The following is a 19,897-nucleotide window of genomic DNA, read 5'->3' as shown; positions in this document are numbered from 1 at the left end:
CCGGCACCGGCGCCGCCCCGGTGGGCGCGGCCCTCGTGGAGGTACCCGGGCGGCCGGCCGTCCGGCGCGTGGTCCGCCACCGGTACGCGCGCCGGCACCGGGCGTGGGAGAAGACGGGCCCGGACCGGGACCGGCGGCCGACCGGGGTCACGGCTCCGGTCAACCCGGCGCCCGCGCGCACGCTACGGTGGTCCGGCCGAACCGATCGGCGACGACACGCGCGAACGAGTCACGTACGACAAGGTGGGGGCACAGCTACGCCATGGCACAGGGCACGGTCCAGGTGACGCACACCGGCACGTCGAGGTGGCGGCGCCGCACGGGTGAGTACGCATCGCTCGCCGCCGCCCTGGAGGCCGCGGCCGAGGGCGACGTCCTCACCGTCGCCCCCGGGACCTACCGGGAGAACCTCGTCGTCCAGCGGGCGGTGACCCTGCGCGGCCCCGAGGGCTCGCCCGGCTCGGTGCGCATCGCGCCCCCGGACGGCGTTCCGCTGACCGTGCGCGCCTCGGCGGTGGTGCAGGACCTGCACGTGGAGGGGCAGGACGCCACCGCCCCGGCCGTGCTGGTCGAGGAGGGCACCCCGGAACTGCGCGACATACGCGTGGTCGCCCGGTCCGCGGCCGGCATCGAGGTGCGCGGCGGCGCCCGGCCCACGGTGCGCCGCTGCACGGTCGACAACCCGGCGGGCGCCGGCATCGCCGTGGTGGACGGCGGGGGCGGGGTGTTCGAGGAGTGCGAGGTGGTGGCCGCGGGACAGGCGGGGGTCATGGTGCAGGGCGGCGCCCACCCCCGTCTGGAGCGCTGCCGGGTGCACCACGCCTCGGGCTCGGGACTGACCGCGACCGGGGAGAACTCGGCGCTCGAGGCGGTGGGCTGCGTGGTCCACGAGGTGCGGGGCAGCGGCGTCCAGGTGACCGCCCGCGCCACCGCGCACCTCACCGACTGCGAGGTGCGCCGTACGACCGGGGACGGGGTCACGCTGGACACCGACGCGGTGCTGACGCTCGCCGACTGCCGGATCCACGACATCCCGGAGAACGCGGTCGACCTGCGGTCCCGCTCGGTGCTCACCCTCACCCGCACCAGCGTGCGGCAGTTCGGCCGCAACGGCCTGTCGGTGTGGGACCCGGGCACGCGCGTGGACGCCAACCAGTGCGAGATCTCCGACAGCACCGGCGACTACCCGGCGGTGTGGGTGAGCGACGGCGCCACCGCCGTACTGGACTCCTGCCGGGTGCACGACGTGCCGGACGCCCTGTTCGTGCTCGACCGCGGATCCCGCGCGGACGTCGTCGACAGCGATCTGACGCAGGTGCGCAACACGGCCGTGTCGGTGAGCGACGGCGCCACCGCCCAGCTCGACGACTGCCGGATCCGGGAGGCGGCGACGGGCGCCTGGTTCCGCGACCACGGCAGCGGCGGCACCCTCGGCAACTGCTCCCTGGAGGACGTGCAGACCGGTGTGATCGTCACCAAGGGCGCCGACCCCACCGTCGAGCGCTGCACCGTCGACTCCCCCGCCGAGGCCGGCGTCTACGTCTCCGCCGGCGGCCGCGGCACCTTCGCGCACTGCCGGGTCACGGGCAGCGGCGGCTACGGCTTCCATGTGATAGACGGCAGCCGCACGACCCTGCGCAAGTGCCGCACGGAGCGCTGCGCGCGCGGGGGTTACGAGTTCGCCGAGGGTGACGCGGCGTCCGGCTCGGGCGGTCCCGTCGTGGAGGACTGCACCAGCGACGAGAGCGGGAGCCCCGGGCCGCCGGCGTCGCCGGAGCCGGCGGTGCGGACGGTGGGCCGCACCGCCGGACTGCTGGGCACGGTCCCCGCCGCCCGGACGCCCGAGCCGGCACCGCCCGCGCCCGCTCCCGCCCCCGGTCCGGAGCGGGGGGCCCGCACGCCCCAGGCGGTGCTGGGGGAACTCGACGCGCTGGTGGGCCTGGAGAGCGTCAAGCGCGAGGTGCGCGCCCTCACCGACATGATCGAGGTGGGCCGGCGCCGGCAGCGGGCGGGCCTGAAGGCGGCGTCGGTCAAGCGGCACCTGGTGTTCACGGGCTCCCCCGGCACCGGCAAGACCACCGTGGCCCGTCTGTACGGCGAGATCCTCGCCTCGCTCGGGGTGCTGGAGCAGGGACACCTGGTCGAGGTGTCCCGGGTCGACCTGGTCGGCGAGCACATCGGCTCGACGGCGATCCGCACCCAGGAGGCGTTCGAGAGGGCGCGCGGCGGCGTGCTGTTCATCGACGAGGCGTACGCGCTCTCCCCGGAGGACGCCGGACGCGACTTCGGCAAGGAGGCCATCGACACGCTGGTGAAGCTGATGGAGGACCAGCGGGACGCCGTGGTGGTGATCGTGGCCGGCTACACGGCCGAGATGGAGCGGTTCCTGTCGGTCAACCCGGGCGTGGCGTCCCGTTTCTCACGGACGATCACCTTCGGCGACTACGGACCCGGGGAACTGCTGCGGATCGTGCGGCAGCAGGCCGAGGAGCACGAGTACCGGCTGGCGCCGGGCACCGACGAGGCGGTGCTTGCGTACTTCACCGACATCCCCAAGGGGCCCGCGTTCGGCAACGGGCGCACCGCGCGGCGGACCTTCGAGGCGATGGTGGAGCGGCACGCGGGCCGGGTGGCCCAGCTCGACGAGCCGACCACCGACGACCTGACCCTCCTCTACCCCGAGGACCTGCCCGCACTGCCCTGAGCACCGCCGGGCTCCCCGGTGTGCCGGGGTGCCGGCACACCGGGGAGCAGGCGGGTGAGCAGCCGGCGGCGTTCCTCGGCGAACGCCGGGTCGGCCCGGTAGTCGGAGTGGCCGAGGATCGGCGCGGGCAGCGGATGGGTCCCGGTGCGGCCGTAGGCGAGGGGGTCCTGGAGCGCGGGACGGTCCACGTCGGGGCCGCGGTCGCCGGGCAGCCGCATCGGGCCGCCGATGGGGTCGGTGCGCCGGTGGAGGTTGCGCCAGCAGTCGACCTCCCGGTGCAGGGAGCCGAGCGCCTCCGGTCCGAAGTGGGCCGGGAACCAGCGGCCGTACAGCCGCTCCAGCGGGGAGCCGTAGGTCAGCAGCGCGACGCGTCTGCGGGTGGACGGCGGGAGCTGCCAGGCCGCGGCGGCGGCGAGGACGCTGCCCTGGGAGTGGCCGGAGATCACCAGCCGGCCTCCGGTGGCCCTGGTCCAGGTGGCGATGCGCCAGGTGAGGTCGGGCACCGCGCGCTCGGCGTAGCAGGGCGGCGCGAAGGGGTGGGCGGCGCGCGGCCAGAAGGTGCCGACGTCCCACAGGATGCCGATGGTGCGCCGCGCGGAGGCGTCCTTGTAGGCGCGGCGGCCCCAGGTGACGAAGAGGACGAAGCCGAGCCCGATCAGCCAGGAGCCCAGTGCCTGCGCGGTCTCGGCGGCGCCGTGGACGACGGCGTAGGAGCCTCGCGCCGCCTCGCCGGGGGTCCTGTCGGTGGTCAGGGCGCCGACGAGGGCTCCGGCGCCCAGCAGCAGGGTCGCGGCGGAGGTGACGGCGAGGACGCGCGGTCCGCGGTCGGTGAGCGCGGCCATGGCGCGCGCGGAGGCGACGCGGCGGGTGCGGCCGGGGTCGCCCGCCTCGCCGGGGTACTCGCGTTCCACGGCGGCGCGCTCCGCCCGGGCGATGTGCCAGGCGCGCCGGGCGAGCCAGCAGCCCAGCACCAGCAGCAGCAGGAGCAGCGGCGGGATCACGGACGCCTGCCAGGTGAGCAGCACCGGCGGGCCGGGGATCGAGGTCCCGGTGCCGTCCAGCCAGTCGGAGACCCGCTGGGAGACACCGCCGGACATCACGCCGCCCAGCGCGCAGGCGAGCATGGCGACCGCCGGTCCGGCCAGGCCCCGCATCGCGGCGCGCCGGTCGGGGGCGGTGCGGTGCAGGACGTGCGCGACCCCGGCGAGGGCGATCACCAGCAGCCCCTGGGCGAGGGTCAGGGCCCCGAAGGTGGCGTCGCCCGGCAGCCGGCCGGCCGACCGCCAGCCGGGGCGCTCCCACCCGGCGTACACCACGGTGAGCGCGAGCAGGGCGAGGGCGGCGAGCGGCAGCCCCCGCACCAGGCGCCGGTCGAGCGCGCCGTCCAGTCGGCGTTCGGTGCGGCCCCGGCGGCACGTCACCCCCACCACGACGCACGCCCCGGCGATCAGTGCCGCCTCCAGCAGCACGCCGAGGACGTGCAGCGCGGCCGGACCGCCCGGCTCGCGGTCGTGGCGGGCGGCGGCGGAGCCGATCGCGGCGGCGACCGTCAGCAGCCCGGCGGCGGTGTGCGCGGCGCGCAGCCGGGCGACCAGGCGCCGGCCGTACCAGAAGCCGGGCCGGCCCAGGGCGGTGCGCCCGCCGTCCTCCTCGGGCTCGGGGTCGTGGGTCATCGGCTGCTGGGACTCGTACGCGCTCCAGGTGCGCAGGGACAGGAACCACAGCAGGCCGGTGAGGGCGGCGGGCACCAGGGCGGCGAGCGCGAGCCTGCGGCCCGGCGCGCTCCACCAGCCTCCGTCGGACGCCCCGGGCGAGAGGAAGCCGAGCCAGGAGTGCCGTGCGGCGCACGCGCGCGTGCCCGCGCACTGCCATGCGGTCAGGTCGAGGGCCACCTCGCAGGCGGCCGCGACGAACAGCACCGTCAGGCTCAGCCCGGCCAGGCGCACCAGCAGCCCGTACAGCCGGACCGTGCGCCGGCGGCCGCGGGTGGTGGGGCGCATCCAGTGGGCGAGGTTGACGACCATGAAGGGGAGCAGCAGCAGCCACAGGGCGCGGGTGCCGTTCCCGGAGGTGAGGTTGCACCAGACGTAGGCCTCGGGGACGGGTCCCTCGCGCCGTCCGGCGGGCCGCCGTTCCGCGTCGACGTCGTCGGCGCGGCGGAACACGGCGGCGACGTGGTCGCCGGTGATCCGGACCGTGCGCGGGTCGTCGAGCATCTCCTGGGGCGTGGTGCCGCCCACTCCGTGGACCAGGAGTTCCAGTGCGGTCCCGGACTCCCCGGCCGGAACGGCGGGACCGTCGGTTCCCTCGGCCGGTCCGTGCTGCTGCTGCGTGTTCTCCACTGATGCGCACTTCCCCCGTGACGCCTCGTCGGCTCCGTCCGTGCGGGCAACAGGATCCACCGTGCCGGGACGGCGCACACCTCTCGTCGGGTAATCTCCCCGATCCGTGTGACGGGCAAGCGGCGTCCGGCACATTTATGACATGCGCGCGACGATTCACCGGTGGCGCCGCCCGGGACCCGGCGTGCGAGGATGGGACGCCGCGCACCGGTGACGGGCGGGAACCCGCCCGTCGCGGAGGGTGCGGGCGTGACGGGCGGTTTGCGGCGAAAGGACCGGAGCGTACGTGAGCGAGAATCAGAACCTGCTCGCGGAGCAGCGGCGCACCCTGATCCTCGACGAGGTCCGGCGCCGGGGCGGGGTCCGGGTCAACGAACTGACCCGCAAGCTCGGCGTGTCGGACATGACGGTCCGCCGCGACCTCGACGCGCTGGCCCGGCAGGGCGTGCTGGAGAAGGTGCACGGGGGCGCGGTCCCGGTGGTGGAGGCGAGCACGCACGAGCCCGGGTTCGAGGCCAAGTCGGGCCTGGAGCCGACCGCCAAGGAGGACATCGCGCGGGCGGCGGCCGAACTGGTCTCCCCCGGCGCGGCGATCGCGCTCTCGGGCGGTACGACGACCTTCGTACTGGCGCACCGGCTGCTCGACGTCCCCGACCTCACGGTGGTCACCAACTCGGTGCGGGTGGCCGACGTGTTCCACGCGGCGCAGCGCACCTCGCCGGCCCGGCAGGGCGCGGCCACGGTCGTCCTGACCGGCGGGGTGCGCACGCCGTCCGACTCGCTGGTGGGACCGGTCGCCGACCAGGCGATCGCGGCGCTCCACTTCGACCTGCTGTTCCTCGGGGTGCACGGCATATCGGTGGAGGCGGGGCTGTCGACGCCGAACCTCGCGGAGGCGGAGACCAACCGGCGTCTGGTGCAGTCGGCCCGGCGGGTGGTCGTGGTCGCCGACCACACCAAGTGGGGCACGGTGGGCCTGAGTTCGTTCGCTTCCCTGGAGCAGGTCGACACACTGGTGACGGACTCAGGACTGCCCCGGGAGGCACGTGCGGAGGTGTCCGAGCACCTGCGGCGGCTGGTGGTGGCGGGCGAACCCGGGGCGTCCTCGGAGGCCGCGGACGCCTGACGGGCCTTCGGCCCACCCGTTCGACGCCGGCGCGGGGCGTGGGATCCGGCTCCGGGGCGGCGCCCGCCTCGGCGAGACGGTCCTCCCTCGTGGGCGAGGGGGCCCGGGGCGCACGCGTACCGCGTCGGCGTGACGGACGCGCCGGGCGTCCGTGCCCCGGCCGAGGAGCGGCGGCTCGACCCGGCCGGGGCGGGCCCGCGGGCGCGGTGGACGTTCGCAGCCGACGGCACGGCGCCCTTCCGTCTCCCGCCGGGGCCGTCCGGCCGGGGCCGGGGCGGACGTCACGCTCCGCGGCGGCCCGACTGCACCGCCGGCTCGCGGGGCAGCTCCCGCTCGGGCCAGACACCGGTCCGCAGCAGCGACTCGATCGCCTCCGTGTACGGCGCGACGTCCAGGCCCTGGCCGGCCAGCCAGGCGTCCGAGTAGTACTTGTCCGGGTACCGGTCGCCCGGGTCGCACAGCAGCGTCACCAGGCTTCCCCGCCGGCCCTCCGCGACCATCTCCGCGACGAGTTTCAGCGCGCTCCACAGCCCGGTGCCGGTGGAGCCGCCCGCCTTGCGGCCGATGACCCGCTCCAGGGCCCGTACCGCGGCGACACTGGCCGCGTCGGGCACCTTCATCATCCGGTCGATCGCGCCGGGCACGAAGCTCGGCTCCATGCGGGGCCGGCCGATGCCCTCGATGCGGGAGCCCCGGTCGCAGGTGACGTCCGGATCGCCGCTGGTCCAGCCCTCGAAGAAGCACGAGTTCTCCGGATCGGCGACGCAGATGCGGGTGTCGTACTGCATGTAGTGGACGTAGCGCGCGAGGGTCGCCGAGGTGCCTCCGGTGCCGGCCGTGGCGACGATCCAGGCGGGTTCCGGGAACCGCTCCAACTCCAGCTGGCGGAAGATCGATTCGGCGATGTTGTTGTTGCCCCGCCAGTCCGTGGCCCGCTCGGCGTAGGTGAACTGGTCCATGTAGTGGCCTCCGGTCTCCACCGCGAGGGCGGCGGACGCCTCGTACATCGTGCGGGGGTCGTCCACGAAGTGGCACCGTCCGCCGTGGAACTCGATCAGTCGGCACTTCTCGGCGCTCGTCGTGCGCGGCATGACGGCGATGAAGGGCACGCCGATCAGCTTCGCGAAGTACGCCTCCGACACGGCCGTGGAACCGCTGGACGCCTCGATCACCGGGCGGCCCGGACGGATCCAGCCATTGCACAGTCCGTAGAGGAAGAGCGAACGCGCCAGCCGGTGCTTGAGGCTGCCGGTCGGATGGGTCGACTCGTCCTTCAGGTACAGGTCGATGCCCCACCGCTCGGGCAGCGGAAAGCGCAGCAGATGGGTGTCGGCCGAGCGGTTGGCGTCGGCCTGCACCCTGCGCACGGCCTCTTTCAGCCAGGCGCGGTAGGCGGCGTCACTGTGGTCGACGTCGAGGGTGGCACCGGTCGGGGTCTGTCGGGGAGTGCTCACGGCGGGGCTCCTTACGCTGAGCGCCGACGGCGTCTCACGCGGCCGGTACTCCGATCATAAGCATCATGCGCACCACCTCTCACCTGCATAAACACTCCTTTGAGCCACTCAAAGGCGCCCCTGGGGCGCGCGGTGTCGCGACAGGGGGGCGCACGGGCGCGCGTGCACCTCACACCCCGGGCGACGGCGGTGTGCGCACTGGTGCTCGGCGGCGGGTACGGGCAGACTGCACCGGCGTGAGCGGGGCCTCGTACCCGGGCACACTGGAGCTGGGCAGGAGCCGGCCCGTGGACGCGGTCCGGCACACCGACGCGCACGAGGGGGCGGGCGGAATGGCGGAGCCGGAGTTCACGGCCAGGGGCGTGCGGATCGGCAAGCGGCTGCGTTCGCTCACCCGGGCCGGGCAGGTCCGGATCAGCGACGGCCGGCTGGAGCTGCTCACCAGCTACGGCAGCGAGATCGACAGCGCGCCGGTGCAGGCGGTGCGGGCGTCCAGGCCCTGGTTCGCGCCCGAGGACCGGGCGCTCGCGGACCTCAACGGCAAGCGGTACCTGCTGACGCTGGGCGATCACGACCCCGCGCCGGGGGAACCGGGTCCGCCCGCCGCCCGCCGCTTCATCGAGGCCGTGCGCCGGGCGTCGGAACGCGGAACCTGAGATGTCCGTGACTTGCGTCACTTCACCTCGTACGCCACGCTGGTCTCACGTCACTCTGGGTTTACCGGCGATAACGCTGCGAACCAGCCCGCCGGCCACGACAGCAGGCGGCAGCGTCACGCAGACGCCCTGCTGGATCCGTCCTCCGTGTTCTTCCGGACCTCACGTCGGGGAGTCGCAGCCGTGATCACTCACCCAAGCAGGCACTGCGCGGTGGAGCTCCAAGCCCTGCCGTCGCGGATCGGCCAGGTCCGCAGAATCGTATCTGCGCAGTTGCGCTACTGGCACATGGACCCGTTGATAGACCGGGCCTCGCTCGGCGTCACGGAACTGCTGTCCAACGTCCACCGGCACGCCCGGCCCGACAAGACGTGCACCGTCGAGATCGAGCTGCTGCTCGACCGGCTCAAGGTGTCGGTGCGCGACCACGACCCGCGCCTGCCGGTCGTGGCGGACGCGGGCCCGCTCGCCACGTGCGGGCGCGGGCTGGCGATGGTCGCCGCGATGAGCGAGAGCTGGGGCGCGGTGCCGGACGGCGAGTCCGGCAAGGTCGTGTGGTTCACCCTGCCGACGCCGTCCGCGACCCCCGCGCCCGTCTGGGACCGGCAACCGCGGATCACCGCCGGCGAGTCCGCCGACCGGCGCTTCGCGGAGGTCGCCCTCGTGGAACGCACCGCCGGGGACCACCGCTCCGAACGGGCCCCGGCCCGCTCCACCGTCCCCGGCTGACCCGGGCGGCCGAGGGGGGACCGGACCCTGCCCGACGGGCCGGGCGCGGCCGGGGCGTGAGCCGGGGGCGGGGCGCCCCGGAACGTCGTCGCACGACTCCCCCGCCGGGCCGGCCGAACCACTCGTCCAGGACGGACGGCCGCCGGTACTCGTCCTCGTCGATCCGGCCGGAGGCGAAGCGGTGGCCGGGCACCGCGAGGGGCGAGGTGTCCTCCACCGTGGACCGCCCGGGTCCGGGCCCGCGGCGTCCGCGCCCCGCCGTGCGGCGCAGCAGGGCGCGGCCGCCACCGACGGCCAGGCCCCGGATCACGGGGGGAACGGGATCCACGGGCCGGGCCCGCCGTCGCCGGAGGCGCCGGGGTCCGCGTGATCGCCCCTCTCCTCGAACGCGTCGTCCCGCGAGGGGGCCGGGGCGTGGTACGGCCGGCGGCACCGTGCGCAGCCCGCGGGGAGTACGCGGACGGCCGCACCCCGCCGAGGAGCACTCGATTTCTGTACCTACTGGTATGTACAGTATGGCCATGAGCACCTCGGAGCGGTTGATCGAGTCCACCCGCGAGCTGCTGTGGGAGCGCGGCTACGTGGGCACCAGCCCGAAGGCGATCCTGGAGCGGTCGGGCGCGGGCCAGGGCAGCATGTACCACCACTTCACGGGCAAGCCCGACCTCGCGCTGGCCGCGATCCGGCGGACCGCCGAGGAGACGCGGGCCGGCGCCGAAGCGGTCCTCGCCGGGCCGGGGACACCGTACGAGCGCATCGAGGCGTATCTGCTGCGCGAGCGCGACGTCCTGCGCGGCTGTCCGGTCGGGCGGCTCACCATGGACCCGGACGTCATCGCCGACGACGCGCTGCGCGCCCCGGTGGACGAGACCCTGGACTGGCTGCGCACCCGGCTCGCCGGGATCGTCGACGAGGGCAGGGAGCGGGGCGAGTTCGCGCCCGCGCTCGACAGCGCGGAGATCGCCGCGGCCGTCGTCGCGACCGTCCAGGGCGGCTATGTGCTGGCCCGCGCCTCCGGCTCCCCCGCCGCCTTCGACGCGGGGGTGCGCGGTCTGCTCGCACTGCTCGCGCCGCGGGAGCGGTGACCCCGTCGACTTCCCCCGAGGAGACCTCCGTTGCACGCCCTGCAGTACGAACTCACCCTGCCCGCCGACTACGACATGGGGATCGTCCGGGACCGGGTGGCCCGGCGCGGGCACCTGCTCGACGCGTGGCCGGGCCTCGGCGTCAAGGCGTACCTGGTGCGCGAACGCGGGGTGCACGGCTCGCCGGTCAACCAGTACGCGCCGTTCTACCTGTGGAACACCGTGGAGGGCATGAACGCCTTCCTCTGGGGCGGCGGCTTCCAGGGCATCGCCGACGACTTCGGTCGTCCCCCGGTACGGCAGTGGACCGGCCTGGCGTACGAGGAGGGGGCGGCCGCGGACGCTCCTGCCGCCGTCGCCGTACGGCACCGGCGTCCCGTGCCGGACGGGGTACGGGTGGGCGGGACGGCCGAGGAGGCGGTGGAGGAGTGCGGGCGGCTGGCCGGCCGGGACGGCGCTGTCCTCGCGGCGGTCGCCGTGGACACCGCCCGCTGGGAACTGGTGCACTTCTCGCTCTGGGCGCGGGAGGCGCCCGGGGCGGACGGCGAGGTCTTCCAGGTGCTGCACCTGTCGACGCCGGGACGGGACGCGCTGCCCCGGGGACGACGGTGGTGAACGCGGTCTGCACCGCCCTCACCGGTCGTCCGGGCCGGTCCTGCGCCGTCGGCCGGCGCCGGTGTCCGGCCGGGCACCGGTGGGTCAGCCGCCCGCCTGGTCGCTGTCCTTCATCGCGCCCCAGCCGTGCCAGCGCTCGACCTCGATCCGGCCGCTGACCCTCGCCCGCTCCCGGTCCGGGTAGGGGTTGCCGGTGTAGTGCCGGGAGAGGCGGTCGATGTCGGCCAGGTCCTCGTCGTCGTGGATCTCGGCCACCCGGCCGATCAGGGTGACGTGGGTGTACCAGTCGTCGCCGGCCAGGACGGTGAGAGTGACGCGGGGGTCGCGGCGGACGTGCTTCAGGCGCACCCGGCCCTCGTCGAAGTTGACCAGCGCGTGACCGTCCTCCCACAGGTACCAGGTGGGGGTGGACACGGGCGCGCCGTCGGAGCGCAGCGTGGCCATGACGCAGGGGTTGGGCCTGCGCAGCAGTTCCTGTGCCTCGGGGGGAAGCGGGGGCTTGGACACTACGGGCTCCTTCGTGCTCGCGGCTGGGCCGGTCAGGTGGTGGGATCGTCGTCGAAACTGGCGTAGTAGGCGGCGGCCATGTCCTCGTCGCCATGGCCCCGGGCGTCGGCCCGCTCGAACCGTTCGGCGCTCGCGGCGGCCACGTCCAGGCGGACCCCGTGCTGTTCACCGGCCCGCACGATCAGTCTGGCGTCCTTCGCCGCGGTCGTCACGGCGAACTGGGCCGGGGACAGCCGCCCGTCGAGGATCATCCCGGCCTTGGCGCGCAGATAGCCCATGTCGAGGGGGCCGCCGGCGATGAGGTCGAAGAAGCCGTCCGGCGCCACGTCGAGGGCCTCGGCCAGGGCCAGGGCCTCACCGGCGGCGGTGGTCGCGGCGAGCACCCAGCTGTTGGCGACCAGCTTCAGGCGGGTCGCCCCGGCCGCGGCGCCGTCCTCCCCGGCCCACACGGTGCGGGCGCCCACCGCGTCGAACACCGGGGTCACCCTGTCCCGGCCCTCGGCGGGTCCGGCCGCGAGCACGGTCAGCTCTCCGGCCTCGGCGGGCCCGCGGGTGCCCAGGACCGGGGCGTCGTAGAAGAGCAGGCCGTGCTCGCGGGCGAAACCGGCCAGTTCGGCGACGCCCTCGAGGCCCGCGGTGGTGGACTGCGCCCACACGGTCCCGCCGCGCAGGGCGGGGGCGGCCTGCCGCATCGTCTCCAGGGTGGCCGGGCCGTCGTACAGCATGGTCAGCACGGCGTCGGCGGACTCGACCGCCTCGGCGGGGGTGCCGGCGATGTGCGCGCCGTCGGCGGCGAGCGGTTCGGCCTTGGCGCGGGTGCGGTTCCAGGCCCGTACGGTGTGCCCCGCGCGCAGGAGGTTGCGGGCCATCGCCGCGCCCATGATGCCGGTGCCCAGGACGCTGACGGTGAGCTTGTCGGTCATGAAGTCGGCTTTCTGTGCGTCTGCCGGTCGGAATGTCTCGTGCTCTACACCAGTGCCCCGAGAGGATCGTCCAGTACCGGCTGCCACGCCAGTTCCGCCGCGCCGACCAGGCTGTTGTGGTCCAGGGTGCAGGGGAGGATGGGGACGCCGCCGCTGCGGCCCCACAGGCTGCGGTCGGCGACGACGGCGCGGAGCCGGTCCGGGTCGGCCTCCAGCAGGGTGCGGTGCAGTCCGCCGAGGATGATCCGGTCCGGGTTGAGGATGTTCACCAGTCCGGCCAGGCCCAGTCCGAGGCGGTCGATGAGGGACTCGGCGGCGGTGCGCACGTCCGGGTCGTCGTACTGGCCGCGGACCAGGTCGTCGGCCTGCTTCAGCAGGGACATCTCGGGGCCCGGCGCGCGGCCCGCCGCGGTGAGCAGGGCCAGCGGGTCCGCCTCGACGTCGAGACAGCCGCGACCGCCGCAGTGACAGGGACGGCCCCCGGGGTTGACGGCGAGGTGGCCGACCTCCAGGGCGAGACCCGAACTGCCCGAGTGCAGGCGGCCGTCGAGCACCAGCGCGCCGCCCACACCGCGGTGGCCGGTGGCCACGCACAACAGGTCGCGGGAGCCGCGCCCGGCGCCGTGCCGGTGTTCGGCGAGGGCCGCGAGGTTGACGTCGTTGGCCGCGAAGGCGGGCCCGTCCAGGCCGGCCGCGCGCACCTGCTCGGCGAAGATCTCCCGCACCGGCGCTCCCGCGGGCCAGGCCAGGTGCAGGGGGTTGAGGGCCAGGCCTTCCGGCTCGGCCACCGCGGACGGCACGGCGAGCCCGGCGCCCACGCACCGGCGTCCGGTCTCCCGCAGCAGCTCGGCGCCGGCCGCGACGACGGAGCCGAGCACCTTCGCCGGGTCGGCGTCGACGACCTCGCAGCCGGGCGCCGTGGCGACGATGCGGCCGCCGAGTCCCACCAGGGCGGCCCGGAAACCGTCGGAGTGCACCTGCGCGGCGAGCGCCACGGGCCCGTCCTCGGCGACCGAGAGCCGGTGCGAGGGGCGGCCCTGGGAACCGGCCGCCGCGCCGGGCCGGGCGTCCACCCGGATCAGCCCGAGGGCCTCCAGTTCGGCGGCGACCGCACCGGCCGTCGCGCGGGTCACGCCCAGCTCGGCGGTGAGCACCGCGCGGGTCGGCGCGCGCCCGGTGTGCACCAGCTCCAGCGCGGGTCCGAGCGCGCCGCGCCCCCGGTCCAGCCGCGTCCTCGAGGTGGTCCCTTCCCCCGCCGGCCGGGGGTCCGCCTTCCCGCTCATGCACGCGAGTCTGTCATGATCCGCAATCGGGGACGGGCCGCAGGCCGCCGACCCGCAGCGTGATGTTCAGCCGGCCGGTCAGCCCCAGCTCGGGCGGCGCCGTGCCCGCGCGCACCCGGGGAACGCCGTGGTACGCGAGCCGGGAGGGCCCGCCGAAGACGAACAGGTCGCCGCTGCGCAGCTCCACGTCCCTCCACGGACGGGTCCGCGTCGCGGTGTTGCCGAAGCGGAAGACGCAGGTGTCGCCGATGCTCAGCGACACCACGGGCGCGTCCGCCTCCTCGTCGCCGTCACGGTGCATGCCCATGCGGGCGTCGGCGTCGTAGAAGTTGACGAGCGCGATGTCGTACGCGGCACCGCGCGCGGCCTGCGCGCCCAGCGCGTCGGTCACCGCTCGGCGGCCCAGCTCGCCGAGCCAGGAGGGGAACGGCTTCACCGGCGCGCCGTCACCGTCGACCACGGTGCGGGCGTAGCCGTACGGATACCAGTGCCAGCCGAGGCACACCTGCCGGGCGGTCATGGTGCCGCCGCCGGGCGTGCGGACGGTGCGCAGTCCGGCGGGGGGCCTGGCCCACTGCCTGCAGGCGTCGAGCAGCTCGCGCTGTGCCCGCGCGTCCAGCCAGTCCGGCACGTGCACCGCGCCGGGCGCGATCTCGCCGCGGGTCCTGGGAAACAGCCCGGATTCCATGCCTCCCATCCTGCCGGACGCGCCCTGAGCTGCGGCTGGGCTAGCCTGGTCGGACGATGAACGACCGTATGACGACTGCGTGGGGCGAGCCGGCGCTGGCCCGCTTCCCCGAGGACCCGCGGGACAGGCTGCGCGCCTGGGACGCGTCCGACGAGTACCTCCTGCGGCATCTCGCCGAACGGCGGGTCCCGCTGACCGGCGCGGTCGTGGTCGTCGGCGACCGCTGGGGCGCGCTGGTCACGGCGCTCGCCGCGCACCGGCCGACGCAGATCACCGACTCCTGGCTCGGGCAGGAGGCGACCCGCGCGAACCTGGCCCGCAACGGCGTCGAGCCGGGTACGGTCCGGCTGCTCACCACGCAGGACCCTCCGCCGGGCCGGATCGATGTCCTGCTCGTCCGGGTGCCGAAGAGCCTGGCGCTGCTGGAGGACCAGTTGCTGCGGCTGGCTCCGGCGGTGCACGAGGGCACGGTCGTCGTCGGCGCCGGCATGGTGAAGGAGATCCACACCTCGACGCTGGACCTCTTCGAGCGGATCCTCGGCCCGACCAGGACCTCGCTCGCCGAGAGGAAGGCGCGGCTGGTCCTCTGTACGCCCGACCCCGCGCGGGAGCGTCCCGCGAACCCCTGGCCGTACCGCTACACGCTGCCCGACGACGTCGGCCCGGCGTCGGGCGCGACGGTCGTCAACCACGCCGGCGTCTTCTGCGCCGACCGCCTCGACATCGGCACCCGGTTCTTCCTGAAGCACCTGCCCGCCGGCAGGGACGGCGGACGGGTGGTGGACCTGGGCTGCGGCAACGGCGTCGTCGGCACGGCGGTGGCGCTGGCGGATCCGCGCGCCGAGGTGCTGTTCGTGGACGAGTCGTTCCAGGCGGTGGCGTCCGCGCAGGCCACGTACCGGGAGAACGAGGTGTCCGGGCAGGCCGAGTTCCGGGTCGGCGACGGACTGTCGGGCGTACCGGCCGGCAGCGTCGACCTGGTGCTGAACAACCCGCCCTTCCACTCCCACCAGGCGACCACCGACGCCACGGCCTGGCGCATGTTCACCGGCGCCCGGCGCACCCTGCGCCGGGGCGGCGAGCTGTGGGTGGTCGGCAACCGTCACCTGGGGTACCACGTGAAGCTGCGACGGCTGTTCGGCAACAGCGAGGTGGTGGCGTCGGACCCGAAGTTCGTGGTTCTCAGGGCCGTGAAGCGGTGACCCGGGACGGCGCCGGGGCCGGGGCCAGCGCCCGGATGGTCCCCGCGACGGTTCGCGCCATCGCCTCCCGGCCCACCGTGAGGTAGCCGCGGGAGTCGACCGCCTCGGGGTGGGCGGTGAGGAACTCCCTGATCGCGCCGGTCATGGCGATGTTCAGCGCCGTTCCCACGTTGACCTTGGCGATGCCGCCCGCGACCGCCGCGGCGAGTTCGTGGTCGGGGAGGCCGGAGGAACCGTGCAGGACGAGGGGGACGTCCAGGACGGCGGCCAGCCGTCCGAGGAGGGCGTGGTCGAGGGCGGCGGTGCGGGTGGTCATGGCGTGGGTGGTGCCGACGGCGACGGCCAGCGCGTCCGCTCCGGAGCCGGCGACGAAGGCGCGGGCCCGGCCGGGGTCGGTGCGGGCGCCGGGCGCGTGGGCGTCCGGCGCGGGCCGGCCGGCCTTGCCCCCGATCTCCCCCAGCTCCGCTTCGATCCAGAGCCCTCGGTCGTGCGCCCAGTCGACGGCGGCCCGGGTCGCGGCGAGGTTGTCGGCGTAGGACAGCCGGGCCGCGTCGTACATCACGGAGCTGAATCCGGCGTCCGGGGCCTGGCGCAGCAGGGCGTCGCTGCGGACGTGGTCGAGGTGCAGGGCGACGGGGACGGCGGCGCGTTCGGCGGCGGCGACGGCGGCGCGGGCGAGCGGGAGCAGCCGGCCGTGGCGGAACTTCACGGCGTTCTCGCTGACCTGGAGGACGACGGGGGCGTTCACCGACTCGGCGCCGGTGACGACGGCCTCGACGTGTTCGAGGGTGATGACGTTGAAGGAGGCGACCGCCGAGTGGTTCGCGGCGGCGCGGGTGACGAGTTCGCCGGTGGTGGTGAGGGGCACGGTCCGTCCTTTCCGACGGGGTCAGGGCGTGAGCACGACCGAGCGGGTGAGGTGGCGGGGCCGGTCGGGGTCCAGGCCGCGGGCCGCGGCGACGGCGACCGCGAGCCGCTGGACGCGGACGAGTTCGGCGAGCGGGTCGAGGACGCCCTCGATCCACCGGCCGCCGGTGTCCCGCACCTGCCGGGCCAGCCCTTCCGGGGCGTCGCCGAGCATCCAGCTGGCGGTGCCGGAGGTGGTGACGCTGATGGGTCCGTGCCGGTACTCCGTCGCCGGGTAGGACTCCGTCCAGGCGAGGGCCGCCTCGCGCATCTTCAGCGCGGCCTCGTTGGCCAGGCCGACGGTCCAGCCGCGGCCGAGGAAGGTGAACTGGGCGCTGTCCGCCAGTCCCTCGGGCAGCGGACCGCGCAGGGCCGTGCGCCCGTCCTCGACGACCGTTCCGGTGTGCAGGCCCAGGTGGGCACGGAGCAGGGTGAGGGCCGTGGTGGCGAACCGGGTCTGGACGACGGAGCGTTCGTCCGCGTAGTCGAGGACGACCGTCTCGTCGGCGAGTGACGTCACCGGGGTGGCCGGGTCGGCGGTGACCGCGGTGGTGCGCGGGCCGCCCTTCAGCCGGCCGAGCAGGTCGAGGACCTCGGTGGTGGTGCCGGAGCGGGTGAGGGCGACGACGTGGTCGTAGCGGCGGTGCCGCGGGAACTCCGAGGCGGCGAAGGCGTCGGTCTCGCCCTGTCCCGCGCCCTCGCGCAGGGCCGCGGCCGCCTGCGCCATGAAGTACGACGTCCCGCAGCCGACCAGCGCGACCCGCTCCCCCGGTGCCGGGAGGGCGGGGGCGTGGGACGGGGCCTGCGCGGCGGCGCGGCTCCAGCACCCGGGTTGGCTGTCCAGTTCGCGCCCGACATGGGTCATGCCGCACCCCCGAGGACTCGGTGATTGTTCTTGCAAGATTGAGCGCCCTTTCGAGCAAAATCAAGCATTCGACCGAAGGCGGGGTGGGTTAGGGTCGCCGCAGACCGAGGGAAACGGGAGGGCGGATGTCGCGGGACGCCCGCTGGAAGACGCTGCTGGAGCTGCTCGTCGAGCGCGGCCGGCTGGACGTCGAGGAGGCGGCCGGTGAGCTGGGGGTGTCGGCCGCGACGATCCGGCGCGACTTCGACCGGCTCGCCGACCAGCAGATGCTGGTGCGCACCCGGGGCGGCGCGGTGGTGCACGGGGTGTCGTACGAGCTGCCGCTGCGCTACAAGACCGCGCGGCGCGCCTCCGAGAAGCAGCGCGTCGCGAAGGCGGTGGCGGACCTCGTCGCGCCGGGCGAGGCGGTCGGGCTGACCGGCGGCACGACCACCACGGAGGTGGCGCGGGCGCTGGCCGCACGCGGGGACCTCGCCCCGGGGTCGCCCGCGCTGACCGTGGTGACGAACGCGCTCAACATCGCCAACGAGCTGGCCGTGCGCCCCCAGTTCAAGATCGTGCTGACCGGCGGGGTGGCCCGGGCCCAGTCGTACGAGCTGGTCGGTCCGCTCGTGGACGGGGTTCTGGGGCAGATCACCCTCGATGTGGCGGTGCTCGGTGTGGTCGCCTTCGACGCCGTGCACGGGGCGGCGGCCCACGACGAGGCGGAGGCGGCGGTCAACCGGCTGCTGTGCGAGCGGGCCGAGCGGGTGGTCGTGGCCGCCGACTCCGGCAAACTGGGCCGGCGGGCGTTCGCCCGGATCTGCGCGGCCGAGCAGGTGGACGTCCTGGTCACGGACACGGGCGCGGCCCCGGAGACGGTGCGCCGCTTCGAGGAGGCGGGGCTGCGGGTCGTGGTGGCCTGAGCCGGTCCGGCCGGAGCTGCCTAAGCTGGCAGAGGAGCATGGCGTGCCGGCCCGGGGAGGCTGCGATGGACGCGACGACCGAGGAACGGGGCGGTTCCGGGGCGCGCCGGTACGTACCGATCGCCGACCACGGGCTGATCGGCGACCTGCGCAGCGTGGCGCTGGTGGGCACCGACGGCACCATCGACTGGTACTGCTGCCCGTCCTTCGACGCGCCGAGCGTGTTCGGCGCGATCCTGGACGCCGAGCGGGGCGGGTGCTTCGAGCTGGCGGCGGCCGTGCCGGCCCGCACCAAGCAGTTCTACTTCCCCGACACCAACGTCCTGATCACCCGGTTCTTCACCGAGGACGGGGTCGGTGAGGTGCAGGACTTCATGCCGGTCGGCGGTACGCCGGCCGAGGAGGCCCGGCACCGGCTGATCCGGCGGGTGCTGTGCGTACGCGGCTCCGTGCCGTTCCGGACGCTGGTGGCGCCGCGGTTCGCGTACGGTTCCCGCCCGCACACCGTACGGCTGACCGGCGGCATCGCGGTCTTCGACTCGCAGGAGCTGTCCCTGGCGCTCACCGCGACCGTCCCGGTGGAGGCCGAAGGGGGCGACGTACGGGCCGACTTCAAGCTGGCCGAGGGCGGGACGGCGGTCTTCGCCCTGGACCGGGTCGGCCCTGAGGCGACGCCGAGCCGCTGCGAGTGCGGGGAGGCGGAGCGGCAGTTCGCTGCGACGGTGGCGTACTGGAGGCGGTGGCTGTCCTCCTCGCGGTACCGGGGCCGCTGGCGGGAGATGGTGCACCGCAGCGCCCTCACCCTGAAGCTGCTCACCTACGCGCCGACCGGGGCGATCGTGGCGGCGCCGACGACCAGCCTGCCCGAGGAGATCGGCGGGGAACGCAACTGGGACTACCGGTACGTGTGGGTGCGCGACGCGGCGTTCTGCGTGTACGCGCTGCTGCGCCTGGGCTTCACCGAGGAGGCCGAGGCGTTCATGGGGTTCGTCTCCCGGCACATCAGCCCCGGCGACCGCAAGGCCTCCGGCCCGCTGCAGATCATGTACGGCATCGACGGCCGCACCGACCTCCCCGAGCGTGAGCTGACCCATCTGGAGGGCCACCGCGGCTCCGCCCCGGTCCGGGTCGGCAACGCGGCGGCCGACCAGCTGCAACTGGACGTCTACGGGGCGCTGATCGACTCCATCTACCTCTACGACAAGTGGGCCGAGCCCGTCTCCAGCGAGCAGTGGGACCATGTGACGGCGCTGGTGGACTGGGTGTGCGCGCACTGGGACCAGCCCGACGAGGGGATCTGGGAGACCCGTGGCGGGCGGAAGGACTTCCTGTACTCGCGCCTGATGTGCTGGGTGGCGATCGAGCGGGCCATCCGGATGGCCAACCGGCGCGGCCTGCCCGCCGACCTCCCCCACTGGCGGTCGAGCCGCGACACCATCTACCGACGGATCATGGACCGCGGCTGGTGCGCGGCGCGCCGGGCCTTCGTGCAGCACGAGGGCGGGGAGGTGCTGGACGCGGCGCTCCTGATGATGCCGCTGTCGAAGTTCATCGCGCCGACCGACCCGAAGTGGCTGTCGACGCTCGACTCCCTCACCGAGGACCTGGTCTCCGACTCGCTGGTCTACCGCTACGACCCGCTGACGAGCCCCGACGGACTGCACGGCGCCGAGGGCACGTTCTCCATCTGCTCGTTCTGGTACGTCGAGGCGCTGACCCGCGCCGGTCGGCTCGACGAGGCGGCCCTCGCCTTCGAGAAGATGCTGACCTACGGCAACCACCTCGGCCTGTACGCCGAGGAGATCGGCCACACCGGTGAGCAACAGGGCAACTTCCCGCAGGCGTTCACCCACTTCGCCCTGATCAGCGCCGCGTTCAACCTGGACCGCGCCCTGGGCTGAGTGCGT

Annotated in this window: 17 protein-coding genes and 1 pseudogene; 9 read left to right on the top strand and 9 right to left on the bottom strand. The window is 74.8% G+C overall.

Features of this window, described 5'->3' with window-relative positions:
- Positions 1-262: 262 nt before the first annotated feature.
- Entirely contained in the window at positions 263-2,704 is a 2,442-nt protein-coding gene (locus ABTY20_RS10715; protein WP_351996615.1) for a right-handed parallel beta-helix repeat-containing protein, read from the top strand.
- Here the strand turns inward: ABTY20_RS10715 and ABTY20_RS10710 are convergent.
- Positions 2,674-5,046: a hypothetical protein gene (locus tag ABTY20_RS10710; RefSeq protein WP_502991788.1), complete on the bottom strand. Its 2,373-nt coding sequence runs from the start codon at positions 5,044-5,046 to the stop codon at positions 2,674-2,676. The two genes, ABTY20_RS10715 and ABTY20_RS10710, sit on opposite strands and share 31 nt — an antisense overlap.
- Positions 5,047-5,332: 286 nt before the next feature.
- On the opposite strand from ABTY20_RS10710, the gene ABTY20_RS10705 reads away from it, so the two are divergent.
- Positions 5,333-6,172 carry a DeoR/GlpR family DNA-binding transcription regulator gene (locus ABTY20_RS10705; protein WP_351996614.1) on the top strand — a complete coding sequence of 280 codons (840 nt, stop codon included), beginning with the start codon at positions 5,333-5,335 and terminating at the stop codon, positions 6,170-6,172.
- Positions 6,173-6,453: 281 nt separating this feature from the next.
- On the opposite strand, the gene cds1 is transcribed toward ABTY20_RS10705, so the two are convergent.
- A complete protein-coding gene (cds1, locus tag ABTY20_RS10700) occupies positions 6,454-7,626 on the bottom strand; it encodes an L-cysteine desulfhydrase Cds1 (protein WP_351996613.1) in 1,173 nt (390 codons plus the stop codon).
- Positions 7,627-7,958: 332 nt separating this feature from the next.
- Between cds1 and ABTY20_RS10695 the strand changes: the two genes are divergently transcribed.
- The gene (locus tag ABTY20_RS10695) at positions 7,959-8,282 is read left to right on the top strand and encodes a hypothetical protein (RefSeq protein ID WP_351996620.1); all 324 of its coding nucleotides are present in this window, start codon (positions 7,959-7,961) and stop codon (positions 8,280-8,282) included.
- A 183-nt stretch (positions 8,283-8,465) separates the two neighbouring features.
- Entirely contained in the window at positions 8,466-9,011 is a 546-nt protein-coding gene (locus ABTY20_RS10690) for an ATP-binding protein (protein WP_351996612.1), read from the top strand.
- 97 nt (positions 9,012-9,108) lie between these two features.
- Here ABTY20_RS10690 and ABTY20_RS10685 read toward each other — a convergent pair.
- A pseudogene (locus ABTY20_RS10685) lies at positions 9,109-9,335 on the bottom strand (SHOCT domain-containing protein); the annotation flags it as partial.
- A 197-nt stretch (positions 9,336-9,532) separates the two neighbouring features.
- On the opposite strand from ABTY20_RS10685, the gene ABTY20_RS10680 reads away from it, so the two are divergent.
- Positions 9,533-10,096, top strand: coding sequence for a TetR/AcrR family transcriptional regulator (locus ABTY20_RS10680; RefSeq protein ID WP_351996611.1), 564 nt, complete (start codon positions 9,533-9,535; stop codon positions 10,094-10,096).
- A 30-nt stretch (positions 10,097-10,126) separates the two neighbouring features.
- Positions 10,127-10,711: a DUF4865 family protein gene (locus ABTY20_RS10675; RefSeq protein WP_351996610.1), complete on the top strand. Its 585-nt coding sequence runs from the start codon at positions 10,127-10,129 to the stop codon at positions 10,709-10,711.
- An 84-nt stretch (positions 10,712-10,795) separates the two neighbouring features.
- On the opposite strand, the gene ABTY20_RS10670 is transcribed toward ABTY20_RS10675, so the two are convergent.
- Genes ABTY20_RS10670 through ABTY20_RS10655 form a run of 4 tightly spaced genes read right to left on the bottom strand, consistent with a single transcriptional unit; the run spans position 10,796 to position 14,112 of the window.
- Positions 10,796-11,218, bottom strand: a complete 423-nt coding sequence (locus ABTY20_RS10670; RefSeq protein ID WP_351996609.1) for a PPOX class F420-dependent oxidoreductase — start codon at positions 11,216-11,218, stop codon at positions 10,796-10,798.
- 32 nt (positions 11,219-11,250) lie between these two features.
- Complete coding sequence (locus tag ABTY20_RS10665; RefSeq protein WP_351996608.1) at positions 11,251-12,141, bottom strand: NAD(P)-dependent oxidoreductase; 891 nt, start codon at positions 12,139-12,141, stop codon at positions 11,251-11,253.
- Between the two features lie 44 nt (positions 12,142-12,185).
- On the bottom strand, positions 12,186-13,424 hold the full coding sequence (locus tag ABTY20_RS10660; protein ID WP_351996607.1) for an ROK family protein: 1,239 nt from the start codon (positions 13,422-13,424) through the stop codon (positions 12,186-12,188).
- A 13-nt stretch (positions 13,425-13,437) separates the two neighbouring features.
- Positions 13,438-14,112 (bottom strand): alpha-ketoglutarate-dependent dioxygenase AlkB family protein, encoded by a 675-nt coding sequence (locus ABTY20_RS10655; RefSeq protein WP_351996606.1) that lies wholly within the window; start codon positions 14,110-14,112, stop codon positions 13,438-13,440.
- Positions 14,113-14,180: 68 nt separating this feature from the next.
- Between ABTY20_RS10655 and ABTY20_RS10650 the strand changes: the two genes are divergently transcribed.
- Positions 14,181-15,314 (top strand): methyltransferase, encoded by a 1,134-nt coding sequence (locus ABTY20_RS10650; RefSeq protein WP_351996605.1) that lies wholly within the window; start codon positions 14,181-14,183, stop codon positions 15,312-15,314.
- Here the strand turns inward: ABTY20_RS10650 and ABTY20_RS10645 are convergent.
- Together ABTY20_RS10645 and ABTY20_RS10640 are read right to left on the bottom strand one after the other, a co-directional pair.
- Entirely contained in the window at positions 15,295-16,182 is an 888-nt protein-coding gene (locus ABTY20_RS10645; protein ID WP_351996604.1) for a class II fructose-bisphosphate aldolase, read from the bottom strand. The genes ABTY20_RS10650 and ABTY20_RS10645 overlap by 20 nt on opposite strands.
- Before the next feature lie 21 nt (positions 16,183-16,203).
- Complete coding sequence (locus ABTY20_RS10640) at positions 16,204-17,085, bottom strand: SIS domain-containing protein (protein ID WP_351996603.1); 882 nt, start codon at positions 17,083-17,085, stop codon at positions 16,204-16,206.
- A 125-nt stretch (positions 17,086-17,210) separates the two neighbouring features.
- Between ABTY20_RS10640 and ABTY20_RS10635 the strand changes: the two genes are divergently transcribed.
- Both ABTY20_RS10635 and ABTY20_RS10630 read left to right on the top strand, forming a co-directional pair.
- Entirely contained in the window at positions 17,211-17,990 is a 780-nt protein-coding gene (locus tag ABTY20_RS10635; protein WP_351996602.1) for a DeoR/GlpR family DNA-binding transcription regulator, read from the top strand.
- Positions 17,991-18,055: 65 nt separating this feature from the next.
- Positions 18,056-19,891: a glycoside hydrolase family 15 protein gene (locus ABTY20_RS10630; RefSeq protein ID WP_351996601.1), complete on the top strand. Its 1,836-nt coding sequence runs from the start codon at positions 18,056-18,058 to the stop codon at positions 19,889-19,891.
- The last annotated feature ends 6 nt before the right edge of the window (positions 19,892-19,897 follow it).

It is taken from the genome of Streptomyces sp. NPDC126497, from assembly GCF_040302425.1.
GTDB lineage: Bacteria > Actinomycetota > Actinomycetes > Streptomycetales > Streptomycetaceae > Streptomyces.
This window is presented reverse-complemented; position numbering and strand designations above follow the sequence as displayed.